Here is a 26,215-nt window from a genome sequence, read left to right as displayed (position 1 = left end):
TAACCCGCCTGTAGAGTTGAGCTGACCATTCTCGGCCTTTGTGTTGCCGGTATTGCGGACCTTCGGCATGACGTACACGGAGGTCTTCCATGCGTGCACTGCCTGCGCGGCCTGATATCGGCCATCTCAAGAAGCAAGCCAAAGCCTTGTTGCGGCTCTATCGCAATGGCGATCCGGCGGCTATCAACCGTTTTGCCACGAGCCTTCCCGCTGCTTCCAAAAAAAGCCCGGACGAGATTTTGGCGCTTCGATTGCGGCTGCACGATGCGCAATCCTGTCTGGCCAGAGAATATGGGTTTCCGTCCTGGGGTGATCTGGCGGTTCATGTGGCCGCAGCGGCCTTCGGTCGCGAGCAAGAGGGCGATCCGATGCGCAGCTGGCTGGCGCTGGTCTATGGCGGGGATGTCACCGGCAGCTACAACACGCCGAAAGCGCACGTGGCCGTTCATCTCTGGAATGCCCACCCGGACCGTTTGAGCGGCGAGCTCGCAGTCGCCTGTGCCACGGGCGATGTTGAACTTATAGCAGAGGCGGTCGCTGTATCATCCGAGTGGATCAACCAGCCGCTCGGGCCGTTCAAACTTCCCCCGCTCGTGGCCGTGACGCATTCACGCTTGGCTGCTCTCCCAAACTTCCAGCCGCGTCTGAGGGCAGCTGTGCAACGGCTCCTCCAGGCGGGCGCCGATCCGAACCAGCGGATTTTCAATCGCTTCCCACCCGCATCCCTGGATGCGCCCGATGAGACTGTTCCTCTGTCGGCGCTCTACGGTGCTGCCGGGGTCAATCGCGACCCTGTCCTCACGCAAATGCTTCTGGATGCCGGAGCCGATCCTAACGATGGCGAATCGCTCTATCATTCGCTGGAGCGACCGGACTGCACGCTTGTGCTGCTACGCCATGGTGCTCGCATCGACGGCACGAATGCCCTGCGACGTGCGCTCGACATGAAGGAGGCAACGGCGTTGGAACTGCTTCTGGCACATGGCGCCGACCCGAACGAAGCGCCGGGCCAGGGACCGACCAAGACCTGGGGCGCACCTTTGTTGCGGGCCATCGCGATACGTTGCTCCACACGCCACATCGAAGCGCTGCTGGCGGCGGGCGCCGATCCCCGCGCCTGCACAGCCGATGGCGTCAGCGCCTACAGGCTTGCCTTGCGGGTGGGGCTGGTCGACGTAGCAGACTTGCTGAAAGCGGCAGGCGCGGCGGAGACGCTTTCACCAAAAGACGAGTTCATCGCGGCCTGCTCTCGGGGTGACCTCACTGCAGCCCTGCAGCTACAGCAGAGACACCCGGAGCTGCCGGCAGCGCTGGCGGAGAGCGAGCTTCGATTGCTGCCGGATGCAGCAGCCTGGGGCGCGACCGAAGCGGTAATGACCATGGTCCAATGCGGCTGGCCCCTTTCCGCCAAGGGGGGAGATTGGAACGCGACCGCGCTCAATCATGCTTTGATCAGAGGGGATGCCAACCTCACCCGCTTCCTTCTTACCCATGGAGCGAATTGGCGCGACGAGCATGGTTTTGGCAGCGACGCCCTCGGCACATTGTCCTGGGCGTCGGTGAACGAACCGGCAGACACGATCGCTGAACCGGACTGGGCTGCCTGCGCAGGTGCGCTCGTTCAAAGTGGACTGCCCACGGCTGTGCCCGATTCTGACAGTCCGGAATGCCTGATCATTGATGGTCGATCCCTGCGGTTTTCCGAAGAGGTGATGGAAGTGCTGCTGGGGAAGGGTTTGGCGTAAGATCGGCCGCTGCCGGTGTTTTGCCGTGGCAGGCGCGTCGCCATCGCCTATCTTTTCGCCGCAGGAACCTCAAAACGTCGGGGGCGTGTTGACCCAGATCAGCACCGTTTCGCCGTCGCTGGTATTGCGCCAGGAATGCGGGCGGCGGCTTTCGAAATAGAAGCTGTCGCCGGCTCTCAATTCAAAGAACTGGTCGCCGTCCAGGATGATCTCCATGCTGCCGGAGAGAAGATGCAGAAATTCCTCGCCCGGATGCTGATAGGCGCCTTCGCTAGAGGCGCCGGGTGCCAGCACGAAGCGGTGGCACTCCATCTGGTTCTTGCCTTCGGACAGGATCTGCACCGTGACCCCGGTGGAAGACGGCGGCCAGACGGACCATTCGCCACTGCGGATCAGTGACTCGCCGGTCTGACGATCCTCCTGCCCTGAGAGGACGGCGAGCGTGGTGCCGAAATGCGCCACCAGTTCATGCAGCGACTTGAAGGACAGGCCTTGTGAGGTGCGCTCGAAGGTGGAGAGCAGCGAGATCGGAATGCCGGTCGCGACCGCCACCGTCTCCAGTGTCTTGCCTGCCTCGCGCCTCAGCCGGCGGATCTTTCTGCCAATCGGGATCTCGCCGATGTCGGCATCCTCTATTGCCTCGTCTTCCACGGATTCCGTTTCCGGTTCCGCCCTCAGCGTTTCGCGGATGGCAGCCGGGTTCAGGCCCTTTTCCGTGCGCAGCCAGCTGATGGTCTTCAGCCGCTCCACATGCCGGGTTTCATAGAGACGCTGGCCGGAGGGCGTGCGCACGGGCTCGATCAGCCCCTGGCTTTCCCAAAGGCGCAGTGTGGAGGTGGAAACCCCCGCCATGCGTGCGGCCTCTGCGATCTTGTATCTGATATCGTCCACGGTCTTTTCCGGCGCCGGCAGATGAGGCCTCTTTCATATGCTCGATAATCGCTCACTGCCCCGTTGTAAATCTACAGAAAAAATGCAAGAAATCTTCTCAACGAAATGCCGGTTCGTTGGATGTTGTCCGGCGGTGCTTTGAAGAGGGGAATGAACATGCTGAATTCGGAACTTGCCACACGCCGCACGGATGCCATTTCACGCGGGGTCGGCGTCACCACCCAGGTCTATGCAGACCGCGCCGAGAATGCGGAAATCTGGGATGTCGAAGGCCGCCGCTATATCGACTTCGCCGCCGGCATTGCCGTGGTCAACACCGGCCACCGCCATCCTAAGGTGATCGCTGCCGTGAAGGACCAGCTCGATCACTTCACCCACACCTGCCATCAGGTCGTGCCTTACGAAAATTATGTCCGCCTCGCGGAGCGTCTCAACAAGGCCGTTCCCGGCGACTTCGAGAAGAAGACGATCTTTGTAACGACCGGCGCGGAAGCCGTTGAAAACGCGGTCAAGATTGCACGTGCCGCCACAAACCGTTCCGCCGTGATCGCCTTTACCGGTGCCTTCCACGGCCGCACCTTCATGGGCATGACGCTGACCGGCAAGGTCGTTCCCTACAAGACCGGCTTCGGCGCCATGATGCCTGACGTCTTCCACGTGCCCTTCCCGGTCGAACTGCATGGCACGACCATCGAGGATACGCTCGGCGTGCTCGACAAGCTGTTCAAGGCGGATGTCGATCCGAACCGTGTCGCGGCCTTCATCGTGGAACCGGTTCAGGGCGAAGGCGGGTTTTACGAAGTGCCGCGCGCCTTCATGGTGAAGCTGCGCGAACTGGCCGACAAGCACGGCATCCTGTTGATTGCCGACGAAGTGCAGACCGGCTTTGCCCGTACGGGCAGACTGTTTGCCATGGAGCATTATGGTGTCGTGGCCGACATCACCACCATGGCCAAGGGGCTGGGCGGCGGTTTTCCGATCGCGGCCGTCACCGGCCGTGCCGACATCATGGATGCGCCCGGCCCCGGCGGTCTCGGTGGCACCTATGGCGGCAACCCGATCGGCATTGCAGCCGGCAATGCGGTTCTCGACATCATCGAGGAAGAAAAGCTCAATGAGCGCGCCGAGCAACTGGGTGCCCGCCTGAAGCAGCGCCTGCAGTCGCTGGTGGATGCCGTGCCGCAGATTGCCGATATCCGCGGCCCGGGCTTCATGAATGCCGTCGAGTTCAACATTCCCGGCACCCATACGCCGGATGCGGACTTCACCAATAAGGTGCGGGTGAAGGCACTGGAAAAGGGCCTGATCCTTCTCACCTGCGGTGTCTATGGCAATGTCATCCGCTTCCTGTCGCCGCTCACGATTGAGGACGAGGTCTTCTCCGAAGCGCTCGACATCCTGGAAGCCACGCTGCGCGAATGCGCCAAGGAAGCCTGAGCCATGGCGATTTCGGCAAAACTGATTGAGAAGCTGAAAGACCCGAGCCTTGTCACCGACAAGGCTCCCATCGGCGCGGATTGGGTGGCAGCCAGCGACAGCAGCGCAAGCTTCGACGTGACCAACCCGGCCACGGGCGAGGTGATTGCCACGCTGCCGAACATGGGCCGGGCGGAAACCGCCCGCGCAATCGATGCCGCGTATACGGCGCAAAAGGCCTGGGCCGCGAAGACGGGCAAGGAACGCGCCGGGATCTTGCGCAAGCTCTACGACCTGATGGTGGCCAATGCCGATGATCTGGCAACCATCCTCACCATGGAAATGGGCAAGCCTTGGGCGGAAGCGCGCGGCGAGATTCTCTACGGTGCGTCCTACGTCGAATGGTTCGGCGAGGAAGCCAAGCGTGTTTACGGCGATACCATTCCCGGCCACCAGCCGGACAAGCGCATCATTGTCATCAAGCAGCCGGTGGGTGTCGTGGCGGCAATCACGCCGTGGAACTTCCCCAACGCCATGCTGGCCCGCAAGCTGGCTCCGGCACTGGCCGCCGGTTGCGCGATGGTGTCGAAACCCGCTGCCGAAACCCCGCTTTCGGCCTTGGCGCTTGCCGTTCTCGCGGAACGCGCTGGCCTGCCCGCCGGGCTCTACAACATCATCCTCTCGACCGATTCCGCCAGCGTCGGCCAGGAGATGTGCGCCAATGACAAGGTGCGCAAGCTGACCTTCACTGGCTCCACAAATGTCGGCAAGATCCTGATGCGCCAGGGCGCAGACCAGATCCTGAAGCTCGGTCTGGAACTCGGCGGCAACGCGCCCTTCATCGTGTTTGATGATGCGGATCTCGATGCCGCCGTCGAGGGGGCGATCGTCTCCAAGTACCGCAACAACGGCCAGACCTGCGTCTGCGCCAACCGCCTCTATGTGCAGGCAGGCGTCTATGAGGCTTTTGCCGAAAAGCTCGCCGCCAAGGTGGCGACCATCAAGGTTGGAGACGGTTTCGAGGCGGGCGTCAATGCCGGCCCGCTGATCTCGGACAAGGCGCTGGCCAAGGTGGAAGACCATATTTCTGACGCTCTCGCCAAGGGTGCGTCCGTGGCGCTGGGCGGCAAGCGTGATGCACGCGGCGGCCTGTTCTTCGAACCGACCGTGCTGACCGGTGTTACGCCTGACATGAAGGTGGCGCGGGAAGAGACCTTCGGGCCCGTTGCCCCGCTCTTCCGCTTCGAGACGGAGGAGGAAGTGATCGCCATGGCCAACAACACGGAGTTCGGCCTTGCCTCCTACTTCTACGCCAAGGACCTCTCGAAGGTCTTCCGCGTCGCGGAGGCCCTGGAGTACGGCATGGTCGGCGTGAATACCGGCCTCATCTCCACGGAAGTCGCACCGTTCGGCGGCATCAAGCAGAGCGGCCAGGGCCGCGAGGGCTCGAAATACGGCATCGAGGATTATCTCGAAGTGAAGTATCTCTGCCTCAGCGTCTGACCGCATGCGGAAGGCTCGCGCAGGCGAGCCTTCCCACGCAACAGGTCTTAGATCATCGCGCCATTGGCACGAATGATTTGCCCGCTCACCCAGCCGCTTTCCGGCTTGGCCAGGAAAGAGACCACAGCCGCGATATCCGACGGCTGGCCCAGGCGACCCTGCGGGTTTGCATTCATGATGTTCTGCACCAGTTCCGGCGGCTTGTCGCGCATGAAGAGGTCCGTCTCGACCGGCCCCGGTGCGACCGCATTGACCGAAATGCGCCGCTTGCCAAGTTCCTTCGCCAGCACATGCGTCAGCGCCTCGACACCGCCCTTGGAGGCGGCATAGGCGCCATAGGTCGGCAGATAGGTTCCGATGATGCTGGTCGAAAAATTGATGATGCGGCCGCCATCCCGCAACCGGTTTGCACCTTCGCGCATGCCGCGGAAGGTACCGGTGAGATTGACGGCGATATGCCGCTCGAAGGCGTCGTCATCCGTTTCGGCAAGCGGCTTCAGAGCCATGATGCCGGCATTGTTGACCAGCACATCCACTTGGCCGAATGCTTCTTCCGCCTTGTCGAACAAAAGCTTGGCGGCACCCGCATCGCCGATATCCGCCTGCACGGCCAGAGCCTGGCCACCGGCTTTGGTAATTTTCTCCACCACGCCCCGCGCCGCCTCTGCATCGCTGGAATAGTTCAGGACGACGGCAAAGCCATCGGCCGCAAGCCGCTCGGAGATCGCCGCCCCGATACCCTTCGACCCGCCCGTGACGATGGCTACTCTGTTCTCTGTCGTGCTCATGATCGTTTCCTTTCAATTGGATGAACAAGAGATAGAGCGTCGCACCGCGCCTAACAATTGGCAGCAGATTGACAAGTCTTTTCGCCCATGCTGAACAATGGGCATGGATCGTTTCGACAGACTTCAGCTTTTTGTGCGGATCGTGGAAAGGCGGAGCTTTTCCGCCGCTGCCGCGGATCTCGGCCTTGCCCGCTCGACTGTCACCGAAGTGATCAAGCAGTTGGAAGCAGATCTCGGCGCCAGTCTTCTGCAGCGAACGACACGGCATGTGGCGCCGACGCTGGACGGCGAAGCCTTCTATCAGCGATGTCTCGGCATCCTAGCCGATGTGGAGGACGCGGAGAGCATTTTTCGTGACGCGGAGCCGCGCGGCCTGCTGCGCATCGACGCCCACCCTTACCTGACCCAGAGATTTCTTCTGCCCAAATTGCCGGAGTTTCTGCAGCGCTATCCGCATCTCGACCTCCAGATCGGGCAAGGCGATCGGGTGGTCGATCTCATCCGTGAGGGGGTGGATTGCGCCATCCGCGCCGGAGAGCTTCAGGACAGTGATCTAATCGTGCGAAAACTCGGGACCATCGCAGAAGTCACCTGCGCGAGCCCCGGCTATCTGGAGCGTTTCGGCAGGCCCACGCATCCGCAGGAGCTGACCGACCATCAATGCGTTGGCTTCATTTCGTCGCGCACGGGCGAAGTGATGCCGCTGGAATTCATGCTGGATAAGAAGCCGGTCATGATCCGCGTTCAGAGCCGGGTCAGCGTCAATGACTCCGGCACCATGGCCGAGCTGGCGCGCTTGGGCTTCGGCATCATCCAGGCACCGCGTTATCGCCTGCAAACCGATCTTGAGTCCGGTCATCTGGTGGAGATCCTGAGCGACTATCCGCCGACGCCGACACCGCTTTCGGCACTTTATCACCGTAGCCGGCAGCTGTCCCCTCGACTGCGAGTGTTTCTGAACTGGGCTTCGGATGTGTTCGCATCCGCTAACCTTGGCTCACCCAGCCCCTTACGTCGATAACCAATCACGAAAATGTTTATAGCGTGAACTTCTGGTGGCGGAGCGTTGCCAACTCTTTGGAAAACAAGGATATCCTTTCATCCAGAGTTGTATCTGAAACGAACGGTTTTTAAAACTTCAGCTTCGCTTCAGGCAGCCAATATCCTCACTTCATACTGTCATAAAAATCCGCTTGACTCACAAAGAGTGCAGCGCAATATCGCGCACGTCGGAAGTTCGTCCGGCATCAATCAGGGAAATTTTGTCCTTTATGGATAGCTCCAGTAGTCGATCTAGCACGAGCCTGCTCGTGGAGACGCTCTGAACCTGACAGCTCTCTTTGAGCGCGCTGGTTCACCCGCTCCGCCGGCAGGCTGAGAAATCAGAGGTGAGCCATGCGGTATTGCATCTTCCGCATCCGTCAGCCCGTGTCCCGCACATCCGACTGCGGTGACCGAATAAGTCGCTGATCCTCGCTGCTTTCGCGGCGAGTGCGTCATCGGCTGTGCCTTTGCGCGCGGCCCGACTTCATTTCGGAATTACGGGTTATCGATCATGACCATGCATCATCCGGCCATGGCTGCCGGTCAACGGCACCGGTTTGCCCCGAATCTTTGGGATGCCTTCGCCTTCGGGCTGATCTTCGGCAGCCTCACGCTTCTGCTTCACGGCGGCCAGGAAACCATGGCGCCGCTGGAGGCACTGAACGCCACACCTCTGTCTCTCGATGTCTCGATGCTGCCGGAATATGCGCTGCGCACGACGCTGCGCATGTTTGCGGCCATCATCGCCTCGCTGATCTTCACGTTCATCTATGGTGCACTGGCCGCCAAGAGCCGCCGCGCCGAGATGGTGCTGATCCCGCTTCTGGACATCCTGCAATCGGTGCCGGTGCTCGGCTTCCTGTCGTTTACCGTCGCCGGTTTCATGGCGCTGTTTCCCGGCAAGGTCATGGGCGTGGAGCTGGCGGCGATCTTCGCCATCTTCACCAGCCAGGCCTGGAACATGACCTTCAGCTTCTACCAGTCGCTGAAGACGGTGCCGCGCGATCTGGACGAGGCGAGCCAAAGTTTCCGGCTGACCGGCTGGCAGCGCTTCTGGCGGCTGGAAGTGCCCTTTTCCATGCCCGGTCTCGTGTGGAACACGATGATGTCCATGTCCGGTGGCTGGTTCTTCGTGGTCGCATCCGAAGCCATTTCGGTCGGCAACAACACCATCACCCTGCCCGGCATCGGCTCCTATGTGTCGCTTGCCATTCAGCAGCAGAACCTGCCGGCGGTCGGCTATGCCGTGCTCGTCATGCTGGGGCTGATCCTACTTTATGACCAGCTGCTTTTTCGCCCACTGGTCGCCTGGGGCGACAAGTTCCGCATGGACCAGACGGCGAGCGGCGATGCCCCCCGTTCCTGGGTGCTGGACATGGCCCGTCGCGCACGGCTGCTGCAGCTGGTGTTTGCGCCTGTCGCAAAGCTGCTTTCGGTACTGCCGAAGCAACGCATGGCCCTGCGCATGCCGGCGCCCCGCACGCTCGTCTCGGCGTGGGACAGCGTATGGGCAGAGCGACTGTGGCTGATTGCAGTGGCGCTCGGCACCGCCTATGCCATCTGGCTTATCGTCAGCTTCATTGCCACCGAACTCGGAATGACGGAGGTGATCACCACTGTGGAGCTTGGCCTGCTGACCATGCTGCGCGTGGTGGTGCTGATGGTGATCGCGACTGTGATCTGGGTGCCTGTTGGTGTGTGGATCGGTCTGCGACCTGCTGTGGCCGAACGGGTCCAGCCGCTGGCCCAGTTCCTCGCCGCCTTCCCGGCCAATATCATCTTCCCCTTCGCCGTGGTTGTCATCGTCAAGCTGGGGCTGAATGCGGATGTGTGGCTGTCGCCGCTGATGGTGCTCGGAACCCAGTGGTACATCCTCTTCAACGTGATCGCTGGCGCGAGCGCCTTCCCCAGCGATCTCAGAGAGGCAGCTTCCACCTTCCGCATCGGCGGCTGGAACTGGTGGTTCAAGGTCATCATTCCCGGGATCTTCCCCTATTATGTGACCGGCGCCATCACCGCCAGCGGCGGCTCCTGGAATGCCTCGATTGTTGCCGAAGTGGCAAGCTGGGGCGAGAACAAGCTGACCGCGCACGGCCTTGGCGCCTACATCGCCCAGGCGACCGAAGCAGGGGATTACCCGCGCATCGTGCTCGGCATCGCCGTCATGTCGCTCTTCGTCATTCTGTTCAACCGGCTGGTCTGGCGTCCGCTCTACGCCTTCTCCAACCGCCGTCTGCGTATCGCTTGAGAAAGGACTGGTCCCATGTCCGTCGTTGAAATGAACACCGTACACTCCGTTTCCGAAGCCGCCCGCCTGGTCGATGTCGCCAATGTCCGTCAGGTCTACCACAAGGGCGACAATGCCGATCTTGTCGTGCTCGACAACGTCTCGCTGAACATCCATGAGGGCGAGATCGTCGGCCTGCTCGGCCGTTCCGGCTCCGGCAAGTCCACCCTCCTGCGCATCATCGCCGGCCTGCTGCATGCCACCAGCGGCACCGTCAACTGGTGCGGCAAGCCGGTCACCGGCCCCTGCGATGGACTTTCCATGGTCTTCCAGAGCTTTGCCCTGTTTCCCTGGCTGACCGTGCTGCAGAATGTCGAGATCGGTCTCGAAGCCCTCGGCATTCCTGCTGCCGAGCGCCGCCGCCGTGCACTTAACGCCATCGACCTCATCGGCCTCGACGGCTTTGAAAGCGCCTACCCGAAGGAGCTTTCCGGCGGCATGCGCCAGCGCGTCGGCTTTGCCCGGGCGCTGGTCGTACATCCGCGCCTGATGCTGATGGATGAGCCCTTCTCGGCGCTCGACGTGCTGACGGCCGAGACACTGCGCACCGATCTCATCGATCTGTGGATCGAGGGCCGTCTGCCGATCAAGTCCATCCTGATGGTGACGCACAACATCGAAGAGGCCGTGCTGATGTGCGACCGCATCCTCATCTTCTCCTCCAATCCGGGTCGCGTGGCCGTGGAATTGAAGGTGGATCTGCCGCATCCGCGCGACCGCATGGACCCGGTTTTCCGCGAACTGGTGGACGATATCTATGCCCGCATGACGCAGCGCAATCCGGCAGAGAAAACCGAGAAGCGCGCCAATGACGGCATTCCCGGTGTGGGTCTCGGGATGGCCTTGCCCAAGGTGTCCACCAACCTGCTGTCCGGCCTGATGGAGGCGGTGGCAGGCGCCCCTTTCGACGGGAAGGCCGACCTGCCGGATCTGGCACGGATACTGCGCATGGAAGTGGATGATCTCTTCCCCATTGTCGAGACGTTGCAGCTGCTGCGCATGGCGGAGCTGGAAGAGGGTGACGTGAGCCTGACGGAATTCGGCCAACGCTTCGTGCATTCGGATGTCGACCAGCGCAAGAAGCTGTTTGCCGATCATCTGATCGCCTATGTCCCCCTCGCAGCCCTCATTCGCCGCGTGTTGGACGAACGGCCGACACACCGTGCCCCCTTTACCCGCTTCTGCGAGGAGTTGGAGGACACGATGTCGGAAGACCGGGCCGAAGAAACCATGCGCGCTGTCATTTCCTGGGGACGCTACGGGGAACTGTTCAGCTATGATGAACACACCCGCACGTTCAGCCTGGAAAACCCGGCTTGACGAAAGTGGTGAGGGGCGGCCAAGCCGCCCCTTCCAGAGCAATTGTTTTGAGCATGTCGTAATCGCAAAACCGCTGCACAGTTTTGTGCGACATGCGCGTCATGCCGGTTCGCGCGCTTTCAGAATGGTCATCTCGACCTTCTTCACATATTGCCGCTTGAGGATCTGGATCGCCTTGCGCCAGGCTTCGCCCCGGTCGCGGAAGGCCGTCAGGTTCTCCAGCCAATAGGCCACCATCTTTCGGCCGATGCGGTAGCGTCCCGTCACCGGCGTTCCGTCTGCCGCAATTGCCGCATAGGCTACCGGCACCACGCGTCCGCGCAGGCCGAAATGTTCTTTCAGTTCGCCCTCTTCGCCCTTGGCGGACAAGCCGGCACCGGTCATGGCAGCCTTCAGATGCTTGCCAACAGGTCTTGTGTGAAAGACAGCCACCTCATCAAGGATGGCGCAGCGAAACGCACCGGATTCCGGCCAGCGGCACCAGATATAGTCCAGCCCAAAACCGCTCATGGTGTTCTTGAACAACGGCAGAGCACGCAGCAAGACCTCACGGCTGAGGCACGGCACCATGATCTCGATGTAATTGGTGTATCGCAGGCGGAAGGCAGCGCATTGAATCAGCAGGAAATGGCTGAAATAGCTCTGCGGCGTCAACGATGGCTGGCAGACCGTCAGCCCGTGCTCGTACGCCATGCCGAAGATGGTTTCGATCGCCTCGCCGTTGGTGTCAATGTCGTCATCCGGCAGCCAGATGTAATCATAGGCTGACAGATCGATCCCCTCCGCGGTCAGCGTTTTGTAAAGACCATCCCACTTGCCGCCCTTGACCAGTACCGCCTGCACACCGGGTTGGGCCACATGCGCCGCATAGGCTTCCTCAGAATAATAGCTGACAATCATATCAAAGGAGCGAGTTTCCCAAGATTGATTTAGCCAAGCTGGATGCAGCGAGGCCTTGCCCGCCCGAACGACCACGAGATTCCTTTTCGCGCCTGGCGCCATCGTCTACTTCCGCGAGGCCGCACCCAGCCAACACTGGTTGACTTTGAAATGATATGCGGCTTTTCGGGCAGAGCGAACTTTCTTACTTGCTCGGTAATCGTTTCGCTTGCCGTAACGGCAAGTCTATAGTGAGTCGTATTACTTGAGGCAATCTTGCAGTGCCGTTGTTTGCGCAACCAACAACACTCTCATAGAATATAATAAAACATGGCAATATTGCTTCAACCCTGTGTAGCAGGTTTCCCTTCATAGATGAAGCCTGTGAAATCCGCGACCCTCGCAGAACCGGTAATGTCGAAAGCAAATATTCCGGTGAAGGCGCCTGTGAAAGAACCGTGCTCGCCGCGACCGCCTTCATCAGAGACCACACCGGCATCGAGAACCGGACCGAGCGGCTGCCAGTTTCCGCCCTCACCCATACGATAAGAAAACTGCAGGTCGTTGCCGTCGACCTGCATGGCGAGATGCACCGGCCCATCCGGGATCGCTTCGCCGGCGCCTACCGGGAAGCTCAGCTTGCCGTGCGGAAAATCGCCGGGGCAGGATAAGATGGTCGCCACGCGGCCCAGCGTTTCATGCAGGCTGACGGCCACCGCATGGAACTTGTGCCTGTTATAGTAATACGTCAGCCCCGCCACCTGCTGATAGGTCTCGGGCTTGAATTCCACCACCGTCTCCGCCCGGAAGCTATGATGCTCCTGCCGCCGCGCCACCAGCGACTGCTCGAACCAGGAGCCGATGCTCTCGCGGCCATACAGGCGCAACACGCCGGGCCTCTCGCTCAACGAAAAGATGCGCTGCGGTTCCGGGGTTCTGAGCCACTGGAAATCGGCGTGGAGCTCAGGCTGATCGAAGCGATATTCGATACGGGCGGGTTTCGCCTCCGGCTCTGCATCGCCGGGTGCCGGCACATGAACCGCCGGCACCATGCCACCATGGGCAAGATAGAGCCAATCATCGCGCCAGACGCATTTCTGCAGGGCCGTTTCTCGGCCCAGCGTACAGCGGCGTTTCGGCGCAAGCGGACGGCCGCAGAGATGCGTATGATAGGCCTGACCGTCAGGCGTTTCCACATACTGTCCGTGCCCTGCCCTTTGCAGCACGGCATCCGGCGCGTCCTTCGAGGTGATCAGATGCATCTCCGGATGCATCTGATAAGGTCCGTCTATGGTGCGGGAGCGCGCCATGGTCACCGCATGGTCATAGCCCGTGCCGCCCTCGGCCGTGGTCAGATAATACCAGCCGTTGCGCTTGAAGAGATGCGGGCCCTCCACAAGCCCGAGCGGACTTCCCGCAAAGATGTTCCTGACCGGTCCGGTCAGACGCTTCGTCTGCGGGTCCCATTCCTGCAGCAGAATGCCATCGAAGGCCGGGCTTTTCGGCGAGCCGCCAAAGCTTTCTGTACGGTGGTTCCACTGCATGTTGACGAACCATTTGCGGCCGTCGTCGTCATGAAACAGCGAGGGATCGAAGCCCGAGGAATTGACATAAATCGGATCGGACCATTCGCCTTCGATGGTCGGTGACGTCACGATGTAGTTGTGCGCGTCCTTGAAGTTGCCGTCGAAGCGCTTCACATCCGTATAGACGAGCCAGAACAGTCCGTCCGCATAGGAGAGGCATGGGGCCCAGATACCGCAGCTGTCCGGATTGCCGCGCATGTCCAGCTGGCTTTTGCGCTCCAGCGGTCGGCGTACGAGCTTCCAGTTCACCAGATCCCGCGAATGATGGATCTGCACGCCTGGATACCATTCGAAGGTGGAGGTGGCGATATAGTAATCCTCGCCTACGCGGCAGATCGACGGGTCCGGGTTGAAGCCGGGCAGGATCGGATTACGGATCATCGCGTTTTCTCCTCAGGTGGTGGATTGCCGAGCGTTCGGCTTAACCCCGAATGTGCCCTCTCTGGGTCCATGCCAGCATGTGAGCCCCCTCTGTCCTGCCGGACATCTCCCCCCTCATGGGGGGAGATGTCCGGCAGGACAGAGGGGGGTAAACACAAAAGCGTCTACCGCAGCAGCGCCAGCGCCTCATCGATGCCGAGCGCCGCCGGCTGGGTGCAGGTGGTGGTCATGTCCACAAAACGCCCATCCTCGCCGGATTTCAGGATGCCGGTCATCACGTCAATGCCATGCAGCGTGCGCTCCAGTGAGCAGCGGGCATCGCGGTTTTCGATCAGCGCCATCGCCATATCTGCCAGACCTGCCGTGCGGTAATTGGCGCGGGGGCCGCGCGGGCTTTCCTGATTGTCCTTGGCGAAGGGGTGGTCCCACATTTCCAGCGGCTTGATCTCGTTGCTGCGGCCGCTGACCTCCACCTTGCCGCCGAAGAAGTTCGGATCCGGCACGAAGATCGAACCTTCCGTGCCATAAAGCTCCATATTGGCGTGGCGGTGCGCCCAGACATCCCAGCTGGCTGACAGTGTGATGGTGGCGCCGTTCTGGAACTCCATAAGCGCATGGATATTGGTCGGCGTCTCCACCGGGATCTGCGTTCCCGCCAGCGGCTGACTGGTGATGGTGCGGAACGGATTTGCCATGGACGTGAGTGCAGCCACGCGCTTCACCGGTCCGATCAGGTTGATCAGGTTGGCGATGTAATACGGGCCGAGATCGAGGATCGGGCCGCCGCCCGCCAGGAAGAAGAAGCCGGGATTCGGATGCCAGCTTTCCATGCCGGGGCTCATGACATGGCACGTGCCCGAGGTGATGCGCCCGACGCCACCCTCATCGATATACTGGCGGGCGAGCTGGTGCGAACCGCCGAGAAAAGTATCCGGTGCGCAGCCGACGGCAAGGTTCTTGGCCTTGGCAAGCGCCCTGAGTTCCTCGCCCTCCTCCAGGGAGAGCACCAGCGGCTTTTCCGAATAGACATGCTTGCCGGCTTCGAGGATGGCTTTCGACACCGAGAAATGCGTGGCCGGAATGGTGAGGTTGACGATGACGTCAAGCTCGTCATTCGCCAGAAGCTCCTCGACGGTCTGCGCCGTCACGCCATATTCCTCGGCGCGAAGCTTGGCCGCTTCGGGGTTGATGTCCGCGCAGGCCAGCATCTTCAAGCCCTTGAAGAGCGGAGCGAGCGACAGGTAGGTGGTGGAAATATTGCCGCATCCGATGATGCCGACGCCCAATTCCTTGGTCATGGGAAACTCCAAAACTCCGTTCTTGTCTCAATAGGTCTGGAAGGCTGCGATCGAGCGCGTGATCAGACGGTCGATGTCCTTGGGATTGTCGTGCTCAACGACGTAGTGCTTCACCGGCGTCTTCTTCAGCGCGACGATCAGGCCCTTCCAGTCCACGGTGCCGTGGCCGACATCTGCCCAGCCATCCTCATCGGTATTCTCACCAGCGGGCGCGATATCCTTCACATGCACGGCCTTGATGCGCTTGGCATAGCTTTCGATCCAGGCAAAGGGATCGGCCCCGCCACGGATGACCCAGGCAATATCCGCTTCCCAGGCGAGATCCGGGCCGCCGGCAAAGATCTGCTCCTGTGGTGTCGAGCCATCGGCCAGAGTCTTGAATTCGAAGTCGTGATTGTGCCAGCCGAACACCAGGCCGGCGTCGCGATAGGGCTTGCCGACCGCCTGAAGCCGCTGGCCGAAGGCGAACCAGCCGGCAGCATCCGTGGGGCGCTGATCCGCGACCAGATGCGGGCAGTAGATTGCTTCGACGCCGAGGGTCTTCGCGATATCCAGCGCGCGCTGCGGCTCCTTTTCCAACAGGTCAAGGCTGAAGTGGCCCGTCGGCATGGTGAGGCCAGAGCTATCCAGATCATGGCGCAGCGCCTTCAGCGAAGCCTCGTCAAGGCTGGCATAGATCGCTCCATAACCTTCCACTTCCGCATAGCCGGCATTGGCGAGTTTCTTGAAGATTTCCGAAAAGGGCTGGAAGTTGCGGGCGCTGTAAAGCTGGAAGCCGAGCTTGGTCATGATGTCCTCCTGAAGGCCGGGGCTCGTTTGAAACTGATCAATCCGCATTCGATGAGGAATGCAGATCGTAAAGGCGGAACACGGGCTGGCCCGTGACGGTGCCCTGGGGGGCTAAGGTCGGGGTGAAGGTGATGCGGCGGCTTTCGCCGCGGGCGAGGTCAAAGGCGTTGTCGGAGTAACGGCCGGGGGTCTTGCTCTCCAGCATGACGAAAAGCGCCAGCCCATCCGACTGTACGAGAATGTCAAATCCTCCGTCCGGCGCAGGCTCCACGCTCATGTGCAAACCCGGCGGCTGTAGGTCGAGCGCCTTGTAGGTGCCGATCACATGATGCCCCTCGCCGCCTGTGCCGTTGGAGGCGGTAAAGCTCCAGGCCAGCAGTTCGCCTTTCGGGAGATCGGCAAGGGGAATGCGAAGCGCTGTCACTGCTGCATCCGGCGACACCACCGCTTCGACGGAGGTCAGCTCATGCCGCTCGCCGCCAAGCGTCAGCCGCGAGACGTTGATGGTGACGGTCACATCGTCAAGCGTGTCATTGACCAGCGACAGACGGATATCGTCTCCATCGGGAATGGCCGCGATGGTGACCGGCTGGAAGAAGCGGCGCGCAAGGTAATGCAGCACTTTCCAATTGCCGCCGTAATCGAGACTCGACCAGGAGGCGACCGGCCAGGTGTCGTTGAGCTGCCAGTAGAGCGTGCCCATGCAGTGGGGCTTGAGCGAACGCCAGTAATCCACGGCCGTCTTGATCGCCACCGCCTGTTGCACCTGGCTGAGATAAACGAAATTCGGGAAGTCCTTGGGGAAGCGAAAATTGCGGAACATGGTCCCTGCGATCCGCTCATTGCCGCCGTCATTCTTCTGGTGATGCTCCATGACCGGCGAGGCGATGTTCATATCGCTCTTCGCGGCATAGGTCTCGATGACAGGCAGCGAGGTGTAAGACTGGAAGCCGAATTCCGAGCAGAAGCGGGGCCGCACATTGCGGTAATCCTCGAAGGGCTTGTTCTCGTGCCAGACGGACCAGTAATGCATGTCGCCGGAACCATCCGCATGCCAGGCGTCGCCGTAATCGAGGTAGCCGGACGCAGGGCTCGACGGCCACCAGATGGCATCGGGCGCCGCCTTCTGCAGCGCCTGCTCAATCGTACGGTTGAGCCGATCATAGGAGACGAGATAGCGATCGCGATTGTTGCGGGATTCCTCGAACCAGGTGAGCGCCCCCACCAGTTCGTTGTCGCCGCACCAGAGCACGATCGAAGGGTGCGTGATGAGCCTACGCGTCTGGTAATCCACCTCACGCGCGACATTGTCGAGAAAGTCCGGCGTAGAGGGATAGAGGTTGCAGGCGAACTGGAAATCCTGCCAGACCATCAAACCCAGGTCGTCGCAGAGATCATAGAACCAGTCCGCCTCGTAGAAACCGCCGCCCCAGACACGGATCATGTTCATGTTGGCGTCGACAGCCGATTGCAGGAGATCGCGGGTCTTCTCCTCACTTGTGCGGGAGAAAAGCGCATCGGCCGGAATCCAGTTGGCACCCCGGCAGAAGATTTCCCGGCCATTGATGCGGAAAGCAAAGCGGCTGCCCGCCTCGTCCTTGTCGGTCAAAAGCTCGACCATGCGCAGGCCGATCCGGCGCTTGACCGTTTCGTCCGGCACCTCGACGGTCAGATCATAAAGCGCCTGCTCGCCATTGCCGGCAGGCCACCAGAGTTTTGGGTTTTCGATGGTGAAGACCTGCGTGACTGTGGTTTCACCGGACCGGACGCCACAATCAAGACGCACGCTTTCGTCGCCCAATGTAACGATGAGCGGCACTACGCCCGGCCCATCGGCAAACAAGGTGACAGAAACGGTGACATCCACCGCGCCCTCGCGGTGATGCTGGCGCGTCATGACATGCTCGATACGGGCTTCGGTAAGTTGCTTCAGCACAACCGTGCCGTAGAGACCAAGCGGGGCAATGGCGATATTCCAGTCCCAGCCGAAATGGCATTGCGGCTTGCGCAGCATATTGCCGTTGGGGATCGGCGAGTTGGCGGTGGAATAGGGAATGTAGAAGGGCTGGCGTGACTGGCGGGCAGCACCCTCCACAATGTTGGAGCGGAAGTGAATGCGGATCTCGTTTTCGCCAGCCTTCAGCGCTTTGGACACATCCGGCCGGTAGCGCAGGAAGCAGTTATCCGCCTCCAGCACGGCGACATCATTGACGAAGATGGTCGCGACCGTATCGAGGTAATCGATATCGAGATACCAGCTGCCTGCCGCCTCACCCAAATGAAAGCGGCGACTGACGAACCAGTCGGTCTCCGCCACCCATTGAACATCGTTTTCGTTGCAGCCCGCATAGGGGTCCGCAATGATGCTGGCGGCCTGAAGCGCCGAATGGACATCGCCGGGCAGCACCATTTCGGCGCGATGTACGCCATCGACGGAAGAGAGATGCCAGGTTCCGGCCAGATCGACAACGGTCATGATGTCATTCCTTTTCTGGCGCTCGCGGGAGAGACCCCTCCCCACAGGTGGGAGGGGCTCAACCCGCAGCACTTTCAGTGCCCCCATTGGACCAAGACGATGCCGCGAGGTTTTCTCCCCCCTTGTGGGGGAGATGGCCGGCAGGCCAGAGGGGGATTTCGGCCGCCTGTGCAACGCCTGCATCAGATGCGATCCTCGGTCTCGGCATCGAAGAGCGAGGCGAGCGACATGTCGAAGCCGAGGGTGAGACGGGTGCCGGGCGCGTAGCGACGGGCGCCGCCGGTCCGGACCGCCAGTGTATGGCCGGCATGCTTCAGCCAGAGCAGGTTGTCGGCGCCCATGGGCTCCTCGATATCGACCACCGCCTCGTGACGCTCTCCGCCCTGAACGTCCCCGTCCACGGCGATATGTTCCGGGCGCACGCCCAGCACCACCTTGCGGCCGGGCACAAGTGTCTCTGATGTCTGATAGCCGGCGAGGCTGAAATCCACGCCTTGCGTGCGGAAGACGAGACGATCATTGGCATTGGCGATTTCGCCGCGCAGGAAGTTCATCGACGGCGAACCAATGAAGCCTGCCACGAACAGGTTTCGCGGCCGGTTGTAGATGACCATGGGATCATCCAGCTGCTGGATGACGCCGCTCTTCATGATGGCGATGCGATCCGCCAGCGTCAGCGCCTCGATCTGGTCATGCGTCACATAGATCATGGTGTTCTTCAGCTGCTGGTGCAGCCGCTTGATCTCCACGCGCAGTTCCGAGCGCAGCTTGGCATCGAGGTTGGACAGCGGTTCATCGAACAGGAACACATCCACATCGCGCACCAGCGCACGGCCAATCGCGACACGCTGGCGCTGGCCGCCGGAGAGAGCGGCGGGGCGGCGCTTCAGAAGCGGGCCGATCTGCAGGATTTCGGCGGCGCGGGCCACGCGCTTGTCGATCTCCAGCTTCGGCATCTTGGCGACCTGCAGCCCGAAGGAGAGGTTCTTCTCGACCGTCATCTGCGGATAGAGCGCATAGGACTGGAACACCATGCCGATGCCGCGATCCTTCGGCTCTTCCCAGGTGACATTCTTGTCCTTGATGAAGATCTGTCCGTCCGTCGGCTCCAAAAGGCCCGCGATGCAGTTGAGAAGCGTGGACTTGCCACAGCCGGAAGAGCCCAGCAGCACCAGGAATTCGCCGTCCCGGATGTCCAGATTCAGGTCCTTCAGCACGGTCACCGCGCCAAAGGAAAGCGAAAGGTCACGAATGGAAACACTGTTGGCCATAGGCGCTCAACCCTTAACTGCGCCGGCGGCAATGCCCCGGACGAAAAGTCTGCCTGAAACGAAATAGACGAAGAGAGGAACGGCACCCGTCAGAAGCGTTGCCGCCATGTTGACGTTGTATTCCTTCACGCCCTGCACCGAGTTGACGATGTTGTTGAGCTGCACCGTCATCGGATAGGTATCCGGCCGCGTGAACACGACGCCGAACAGGAAGTCGTTCCAGATGCCTGTCACCTGCAGGATGATCGCGACCACGAAGATCGGCAGCGACATCGGCAGCATGATGCGGAAATAGATCTGCCAGAAGCCGGCGCCATCAATGCGGGCTGCCTTGAACAGTTCTTCCGGCAGAGAGGTAAAATAGTTGCGGAAGAGCAGCGTCAGGATCGGCATGCCGAAGATGGTGTGCACCACGACGAGACCGGTCAGCGTGCCGTAAATGCCGAGTTCGCGCAGCACGATGACGATTGGATAGATCATCACCTGATAGGGGATGAAGGCACCGACGATCAGGATCGAGAAGAACAGGTCCGCGCCCTTGAAGCGCCAGTTGGCAAGCGCGTAACCACTGACCGACGCGACGATGATCGAAACCACGACGGATGGCAGAAGGATGCGCACCGAATTGCCAAAGCCGCGAGAGAGGCCATCGCAGTTCAGGCCTGTGCAGGCACTGGCCCAGGCCTTGACCCAGGGTTCGAAGGTGATTTCCACCGGCGGCGAGAAGATATTGCCGAGGCGGATTTCCGGCATGCCCTTCAGGGAGGTCACCACCATCACATAAAGCGGCAGCAGGTAGTAGACGGCGGCGACGAACAGCGTGCCGTAGATGACGATATTGCGGCCGGAAAAGGTGCGGCGGGGTTTCTTGCCACGCGGGCCGCTGCCCAGTTGATCGGAGACCGCATCGAATCCGGCAGCCGTCTGGTTGAGAGCGCTGATATTAGCCACGCTTCTTTCCTCCGAATTCGAGGTAAGCCCATGGGATGACAATGATCGCGACCGTGATCAGCATCATGGTGGAAGCCGCGAAGCCTTGGCCGAGGTTCTGCGCCTGAAACATGTAATCGTAAACATACTTTGCGGGCACTTCCGAGGCGATGCCGGGGCCACCGCTGGTTTGCGCAACCACCAGATCGTAAACCTTGACGATACCGCTTGCGATCAGCACCAGCGTGGTGATGAAGACCGGGCGCATCATGGGAATGACGATGAAGAGATAGGTGCGCCACATGGGGATGCCGTCGACACGCGCAGCTTTCCAGATATCCTCGTCAATGCCGCGCAGACCTGCCAGCATCAGGCACATGACGAGCCCCGTGCCCTGCCAGAGGCCGGCAATCAGGACGCCATAGATGACGATCTGCGAATTGTAGAGCGGATCAAAGGTGAAATTGGTGAAGCCGATCGAGCGCACCACAGACTGCACGCCGAATTCCGGGTTGAGGATCCACTGCCAGACGAGGCCGGTGACGATGAAGGACAGGGCGAAAGGATACAGAAAGATCGTGCGGAATGTGTTCTCGAAGCGGATCTTCTGGTCCATCAGGGCGGCCAGAATGAAGCCGATGACCAGGCTGAAGATCAGCGAGAGCACACCATAGATGGCCAGATTCTGGATGGAGATGATCCAGCGCGGAGCCGCCCAGAGCCGCTCATACTGGTCGAGACCGACAAAGGTCAGGCGCGGCAGAAGCCCCGAGCGGGTGAAGGAATAGACGACGGTCCAGACCGTGCCGCCGAGAAAGACGACAAGCGCCGTCAGGATCATCGGGATCAGCGCGATCTTGGAATTCAGGTTTCGAAAAAGACGATTTGGCCGTCCGGCAGGCACAGTTGACCTCATGCGGCGGAATCCTCCTCCACGCAGGCAATCGATAAAGGTAAGACTCTACGAACAATCTTTCCGCGTTCACTGGCCGCTCTGGCGGCGAGTGCCCCGGCACCGAGGGGTGGCGATGCCGGGGGTATGGGAATGATCAGTCGGCAGCGGCCACGATCTTGGCAAAGCGCGCCTGTGCCGCCTCTGGCGTCATGGACGTGCTGGCGAAGAATTCGGAGAACAGGTCCTCCTTCTGCTTCTGCGTATCGGCCGACAGCAACTGGTCGGTGCTCGTCAGGACGCTACCCTTGTCAAGGATGGCCAGACCCTTCTTCATGCAATCGTTGGCAGCGCCCAGATCCACGTCGCCACGGATCGGCAGCGAGCCCTTCTTCAAGTTGAAGGCAACCTGCGTTTTTGGATCGACGATAACGGAAGCGAGCGCTTCCTGCGCCTTGGCCTTGGCTGGATCCTTCAGCAGCGGGAAATAGAAGGCGTCGCCGCCGGTGGTTAGATATTCGTTGAGGCCGAGGCCTGGCAGGCAGCTGTAATCGGTTCCGGCCTTCTGGCCGGCCAGCTGGAATTCGCCCTGCGCCCAGTCACCCATCACCTGGCCGCCGGCCTTGCCTGTTATCACCATGTTGGTGGCCTGGTTCCAATCCTGCACATTGGTGCCCTTGGAAAGCTTGCGGGCATCATCCGCCGCCTTGAAGATCTTGGCGACCTCAGGCCCGGTGATCGTGGCCTTGTCCTTGTCCTGATAGACCTTGGTGTAGAGGTCCTTGCCGCCAAGCGAGATCATCAGCGTGTCGAACAGGCCGTTGGCCTGCCAGGGCTGGCCGCCGAGCGCCAGCGGCTGGATGCCGGCCTTCTGCAGGGCCGGACCTGCCGCCACGAATTCGTTCCAGTTCTTCGGCACGTCCACGCCCGCCTTCTTGAAGGCGGCATTGGAGAGCCACAGCCACTGCCAGGAATGGATGTTGACCGGCGCGCAATAGATCTTGCCGTCGATGGTGCAGGACTTCAGAAGCCCGGCGGGACGGATGATCTTCTCCCAGTTCTCGCGCTTGGCGACATCGGTCAGGTCCCGCATCAGGCCGGCCTGCACGAGTTCCTGCGCCTGACGACCATGGTTGAACTGCGTGGCACCCATGGGGTCGCCGCCTGTGATGCGGCTGATCATGATCGGGCGGGCCGTACCGCCGGAACCGGCAATGGCGCCGTCGATCCATTTGTTGCCGGACGCGTCGAAGGCTTTCGCCAATTCCTTGACCGCGGCGGCTTCACCGCCCGAGGTCCACCAATGGGTTACTTCCAGATCCGTTGCCCCGGCATGAGCCGCCGGAAGCATCACACTGGCTGCCAGAACAGCCGCCAAATACTGCAGACGCATGAGTCTCCTCCCTCACTGAAACGTTTCCGTAAAAAAGCTATGTCAAAGCGCGGAGGAGCGCAACGGGAAAGCGAAAGAAATTTTTAAGATACCGACAAATACTCTCTTTAGTTGTATTATGCTGCGACCGCAGAGAGTTCACCGACAGTCCTATTCTCCAATAGACTTGGCCATTTGACCGGAAAACAGCAATTTTAGAATGCCCGGAGCGTTCGCGGACGCAAAAAGGATTCCGCGCCTGCGTTGTGCTACTTTTGCGTGCTTTTTCGACAATAGGCCAGGAAATTTCACTCGACATTTCTCCTGTAACGTTACAGTTTTATTGCTTGTTTCGTTCCAGTCGGGAGAGAGGCACATCGTTTGCAGACAGCGCTGGAGGACTTTATAAGGGCGCGGTCTTCAACGGGTGGCGGCGATACATGGATGACAGCAACAGACACAAGGGCGTGACGCCGCAAGCGGCGCGCGAGCGCCCGACGCTGAAGACGATCGCCTATATGACGGGCCTCGGCATCACGACCGTATCGCGTGCGCTGAAGGATGCGCCGGACATCGGCGCTGATACCAAGGAGCGCGTGCGCCTGGTGGCGAACCAGCTGGGCTACCAGCCGAACCGGGCGGGCGTGCGCTTGCGCACCGGCAAGACCAACGTAATTGCCTTGGTGCTCAGCATCGAGGAAGAACTGATGGGCTTTACCAGCCAGATCATGTTCGGCATTTCCGAAGTGCTGGCAGGCACCCAGTATCACCTGGTTCTGACACCGCATGTGCACCAGAAGGACCCGATGGTGCCGGTGCGCTATATCCTTGAAACCGGTTCGGCCGATGGCATGATCATCTCCCGCACGGCGCCGGACGATCCGCGCGTGGCGCTGATGACGGAACGCAATTTTCCCTTCGCCACGCATGGCCGCACCGACATGGGGATTGTTCATCCCTTTCATGATTTCGACAACGAGGCCTTTGCTTATCAGGCTGTGCAGCGACTGGTGGCGCGTGGTCGCAAGCGGATTGCGCTTCTGCCGCCCCCGGCCAAGCTTTCCTATTACCTGCACACACGCATTGGCTTCGAGCGTGGACTGATGGAGTTCGGCGCGACGGAGGCTGCCATGGGGCGCATCTCAAGCGAAGCCTCGCTCGATCACTTGCGCAGCCATATGGAAAGCCTGATGCGCTCACCCGAGCCGCCGGACGGGATCATCTCGATCAGCGGCAGTTCCTCCATCGCCATGGTGGCAGGCATGGAGGCAGCCGGTCACCGTTTGGGGCAGTCGGTCGACATGGTTTCCAAGCAGTCGGCGGAGTTCCTCAACTGGATCCGGCCGGAAATCCTCACGATCAACGAGGATGTGCGCCATGCGGGCCGCGAGCTTGCCAAGGCGGTGATTGCCCGTATCGATGGCGTCTCACCCGAGTTGCTACAAAGCATCAGCCAGCCGGTCTGGTCGGCCATGGCCCCAAGAGACTAATCACGCCCGGATGGCAAGCCGCAGGCCGCCCCAATGCCTGCCGTTCACCGTGATGGGCGCGGAAATGTCTTTCATCATCACGAACTGGCCACCGCCCATATCCCGCCGGTACGTCTGCAGCAGGAAAGGCTCCGTGTTGCGACCGGCGGCAAGACCAACGCGATCGTTGAAGATGCGGCGATTGCGGGAATTGGCCGTGTTCCAGTCCACATCACCCGGCCGCTGGGGCTGCGAGAACTTTCTGTTATGGGTCGGCAGATAGCCGTTTTCATCGATGGCGGCGCAAAAGGCGATCCGCTCGTCGCTTTGTGCCACCTCTTCCTGGATCGGCGGCAGAACCTGATCGGTAAAATCCGTGAAGGCGGCCATGTACTGCACGGGATTGGTGCCGGAGATGGCGCGATACTGCCTGTCGAACAGGCGGCCCGTGTCGATGCGCCCGGTGCGCAGAGCATCTTCGAATGCCGCGCCGATCTCCGCTGCGACCGCCATGGCCTTTTTGATATAAGGGGTATCCGGCGTCTCAAGCCCCGTGCCGGCAATCGCCTGGATCATGCGCTCGGAAATGGTCACCACTTCGCCCGCGCGATGCGCCGTCTGCTGAAGCTTGTCGTTGGACTGTCCAATGCGGTCAGCGGCAACAGCAATGGCGGAGGCAAATTCGGTGCATTGCAGATCAACGCTCTCCGTCGATCGGGCCAGCGTGGACGCGCTGTCGAGAATGCGCGTCATCAACTGCTCCACTTCCCGGAAGGAGCCCTGCACCCCACCTGCCGTGGACTTGACTTGCTCGGCAGAGCTGCGCGCGCCGTCACCTGCAGCAATCAGCTTCTCGATGCGCTGCCCGAGTAGCGACAAGGTTTGCTGGATCGAGCTTGTGGTCTGGGACGTCTGCAATGATAGCGCCCGCACTTCCGCCGCGACGACCGCAAACCCTTTCCCGGCATCACCTGCACGCGCGGCCTCGATCGCTGCATTCAATGCCAGAAGATTGGTTTGCCGGGCGATCGTGCCGATATCGTCCGCCAACTTTCCGACATCGGCCAGAGCGCCGGAAAAGGAACGGATTTCCGTTCCGATCTCTCCGGATGCAGACACCATCTGATCGATGGCCATCAAGGAACTGCTGAGCTGACTTGCCTGATCGCCCAGCACGGAACGCGCGCCGGATGCCAGCCGGTCCGTCTCGGCCAGCGATTCCGCAATGCCACGATTGGAGGTGGCGATGGATTGCGCAGATCCCGCAAGCCGCACCAACAGACCCGCATGTTCAGAGGATTGGGCCGCCGTGTCCTGAATGGTCGCCGTAATATCAACAATGTGCAGTCCGAGCGCCGAGGCCTCGCGCGCCAACCGATCTATTGCGGAGCGCAATCGAGATTCGTCACTGGCAGGAGCGACAAAGCTCTGTCGCCCGTCATCCGGCGCATTCTTCAACATTGCATGCACGGCGTATCCTCCACCTTCGCGAGAAAGAGTGCGCCTGCATGGTTAATGAAGAATTAGAATGTGCTGAATTTCAGCTCTTACTTAGCTTACCGCGAACGCAGAAGATCGAAAGCCGTCGGATCGATGCCGAGTCTCGCAAGGTCCTGCTTCTTGGGGTTGCGGCCATTTTCAACGGCAGCGGACGCATGAGCAGCAGCACCAAAAACAGTGATGGCACGACCGATGAAACCACCGCGCATCCTGTTAATATTCGTAGACATCTTCATCTCCTTTTCGATGTCCCCGATATGCGCCTCCCCTGCCCCGATCGCAATGCACAAGAGGGGATAAGAGGCATGCACTGACCGCATGTCGAATACCTAACGCTTTCTTAACGTTTGCGAAAACGGCATAGAGAGGGCATTGTGC

The 26,215-nt window shown here is 60.7% G+C and carries 20 protein-coding genes; 7 read left to right on the top strand and 13 right to left on the bottom strand.

The features are described from left to right. Nucleotides 1-89: 89 nt before the first annotated feature. Nucleotides 90-1,745 carry an ankyrin repeat domain-containing protein gene (locus tag Q2T52_RS01350; RefSeq protein WP_302074885.1) on the top strand — a complete coding sequence of 552 codons (1,656 nt, stop codon included), beginning with the start codon at nt 90-92 and terminating at the stop codon, nt 1,743-1,745. 69 nt (nt 1,746-1,814) lie between these two features. Here the strand turns inward: Q2T52_RS01350 and Q2T52_RS01345 are convergent, their stop codons facing one another. After that, nucleotides 1,815-2,597 carry a cupin domain-containing protein gene (locus Q2T52_RS01345; protein ID WP_436799497.1) on the bottom strand — a complete coding sequence of 261 codons (783 nt, stop codon included), beginning with the start codon at nt 2,595-2,597 and terminating at the stop codon, nt 1,815-1,817. 195 nt (nt 2,598-2,792) lie between these two features. On the opposite strand from Q2T52_RS01345, the gene Q2T52_RS01340 reads away from it, so the two are divergent. Continuing rightward, on the top strand, nt 2,793-4,073 hold the full coding sequence (locus Q2T52_RS01340) for a 4-aminobutyrate--2-oxoglutarate transaminase (protein WP_302074883.1): 1,281 nt from the start codon (nt 2,793-2,795) through the stop codon (nt 4,071-4,073). A 3-nt stretch (nt 4,074-4,076) separates the two neighbouring features. Further along, the gene (locus tag Q2T52_RS01335; protein WP_302074882.1) at nt 4,077-5,555 is read left to right on the top strand and encodes an NAD-dependent succinate-semialdehyde dehydrogenase; all 1,479 of its coding nucleotides are present in this window, start codon (nt 4,077-4,079) and stop codon (nt 5,553-5,555) included. Between the two features lie 47 nt (nt 5,556-5,602). Here Q2T52_RS01335 and Q2T52_RS01330 read toward each other — a convergent pair whose 3' ends face one another. After that, nucleotides 5,603-6,343: an SDR family oxidoreductase gene (locus Q2T52_RS01330; RefSeq protein ID WP_302074881.1), complete on the bottom strand. Its 741-nt coding sequence runs from the start codon at nt 6,341-6,343 to the stop codon at nt 5,603-5,605. Nucleotides 6,344-6,446: 103 nt separating this feature from the next. Here Q2T52_RS01330 and Q2T52_RS01325 point away from each other — a divergent pair, with 103 nt between their 5' ends. From Q2T52_RS01325 to Q2T52_RS01315, 3 genes are all read left to right on the top strand, one after another. Further along, nucleotides 6,447-7,364, top strand: coding sequence for a LysR family transcriptional regulator (locus Q2T52_RS01325; RefSeq protein WP_302074880.1), 918 nt, complete (start codon nt 6,447-6,449; stop codon nt 7,362-7,364). Nucleotides 7,365-7,898: 534 nt separating this feature from the next. Beyond that, the gene (locus Q2T52_RS01320) at nt 7,899-9,635 is read left to right on the top strand and encodes an ABC transporter permease (RefSeq protein WP_302074879.1); all 1,737 of its coding nucleotides are present in this window, start codon (nt 7,899-7,901) and stop codon (nt 9,633-9,635) included. A gap of 15 nt (nt 9,636-9,650) precedes the next feature. Further along, on the top strand, nt 9,651-10,994 hold the full coding sequence (locus Q2T52_RS01315; RefSeq protein WP_302074878.1) for an ABC transporter ATP-binding protein: 1,344 nt from the start codon (nt 9,651-9,653) through the stop codon (nt 10,992-10,994). Between the two features lie 99 nt (nt 10,995-11,093). Here the strand turns inward: Q2T52_RS01315 and Q2T52_RS01310 are convergent, their stop codons facing one another. The 9 genes from Q2T52_RS01310 to Q2T52_RS01270 form a co-directional block, all read right to left on the bottom strand. Next, nucleotides 11,094-11,894 (bottom strand): hypothetical protein, encoded by an 801-nt coding sequence (locus tag Q2T52_RS01310; RefSeq protein WP_302074877.1) that lies wholly within the window; start codon nt 11,892-11,894, stop codon nt 11,094-11,096. A gap of 323 nt (nt 11,895-12,217) precedes the next feature. Continuing rightward, nucleotides 12,218-13,840, bottom strand: a complete 1,623-nt coding sequence (locus Q2T52_RS01305) for a glycoside hydrolase family 43 protein (RefSeq protein WP_302074876.1) — start codon at nt 13,838-13,840, stop codon at nt 12,218-12,220. 164 nt (nt 13,841-14,004) lie between these two features. Continuing rightward, a complete protein-coding gene (locus Q2T52_RS01300) occupies nt 14,005-15,138 on the bottom strand; it encodes a Gfo/Idh/MocA family protein (protein WP_302074875.1) in 1,134 nt (377 codons plus the stop codon). Between the two features lie 27 nt (nt 15,139-15,165). Then, nucleotides 15,166-15,927, bottom strand: a complete 762-nt coding sequence (locus tag Q2T52_RS01295; protein ID WP_302074874.1) for a sugar phosphate isomerase/epimerase family protein — start codon at nt 15,925-15,927, stop codon at nt 15,166-15,168. A gap of 37 nt (nt 15,928-15,964) precedes the next feature. Continuing rightward, entirely contained in the window at nt 15,965-18,403 is a 2,439-nt protein-coding gene (locus Q2T52_RS01290) for a beta-mannosidase (protein ID WP_302074873.1), read from the bottom strand. A gap of 182 nt (nt 18,404-18,585) precedes the next feature. After that, nucleotides 18,586-19,674: an ABC transporter ATP-binding protein gene (locus Q2T52_RS01285; protein WP_302074872.1), complete on the bottom strand. Its 1,089-nt coding sequence runs from the start codon at nt 19,672-19,674 to the stop codon at nt 18,586-18,588. Between the two features lie 6 nt (nt 19,675-19,680). Continuing rightward, the gene (locus Q2T52_RS01280) at nt 19,681-20,625 is read right to left on the bottom strand and encodes a carbohydrate ABC transporter permease (RefSeq protein ID WP_302074871.1); all 945 of its coding nucleotides are present in this window, start codon (nt 20,623-20,625) and stop codon (nt 19,681-19,683) included. Continuing rightward, on the bottom strand, nt 20,618-21,520 hold the full coding sequence (locus Q2T52_RS01275; protein WP_302074870.1) for a carbohydrate ABC transporter permease: 903 nt from the start codon (nt 21,518-21,520) through the stop codon (nt 20,618-20,620). The genes Q2T52_RS01280 and Q2T52_RS01275 overlap by 8 nt, the downstream gene beginning before the upstream one ends. Nucleotides 21,521-21,653: 133 nt before the next feature. After that, nucleotides 21,654-22,889, bottom strand: coding sequence for an ABC transporter substrate-binding protein (locus Q2T52_RS01270; protein ID WP_302074869.1), 1,236 nt, complete (start codon nt 22,887-22,889; stop codon nt 21,654-21,656). Nucleotides 22,890-23,308: 419 nt separating this feature from the next. Here Q2T52_RS01270 and Q2T52_RS01265 point away from each other — a divergent pair, with 419 nt between their 5' ends. Continuing rightward, the gene (locus tag Q2T52_RS01265) at nt 23,309-24,358 is read left to right on the top strand and encodes a LacI family transcriptional regulator (RefSeq protein ID WP_302074868.1); all 1,050 of its coding nucleotides are present in this window, start codon (nt 23,309-23,311) and stop codon (nt 24,356-24,358) included. Here Q2T52_RS01265 and Q2T52_RS01260 read toward each other — a convergent pair whose 3' ends face one another. Beyond that, nucleotides 24,359-25,807 carry a methyl-accepting chemotaxis protein gene (locus Q2T52_RS01260; protein ID WP_436799470.1) on the bottom strand — a complete coding sequence of 483 codons (1,449 nt, stop codon included), beginning with the start codon at nt 25,805-25,807 and terminating at the stop codon, nt 24,359-24,361. 86 nt (nt 25,808-25,893) lie between these two features. Then, complete coding sequence (locus tag Q2T52_RS01255; protein WP_302074867.1) at nt 25,894-26,067, bottom strand: hypothetical protein; 174 nt, start codon at nt 26,065-26,067, stop codon at nt 25,894-25,896. Nucleotides 26,068-26,215: the final 148 nt, after the last annotated feature.

Source organism: Rhizobium oryzicola (assembly GCF_030504645.1).
Classification (GTDB): domain Bacteria; phylum Pseudomonadota; class Alphaproteobacteria; order Rhizobiales; family Rhizobiaceae; genus Neorhizobium; species Neorhizobium oryzicola.
The sequence above is the reverse complement of the archived record's forward strand: the minus strand, read 5'-3'. Positions and strand labels throughout refer to the sequence as shown.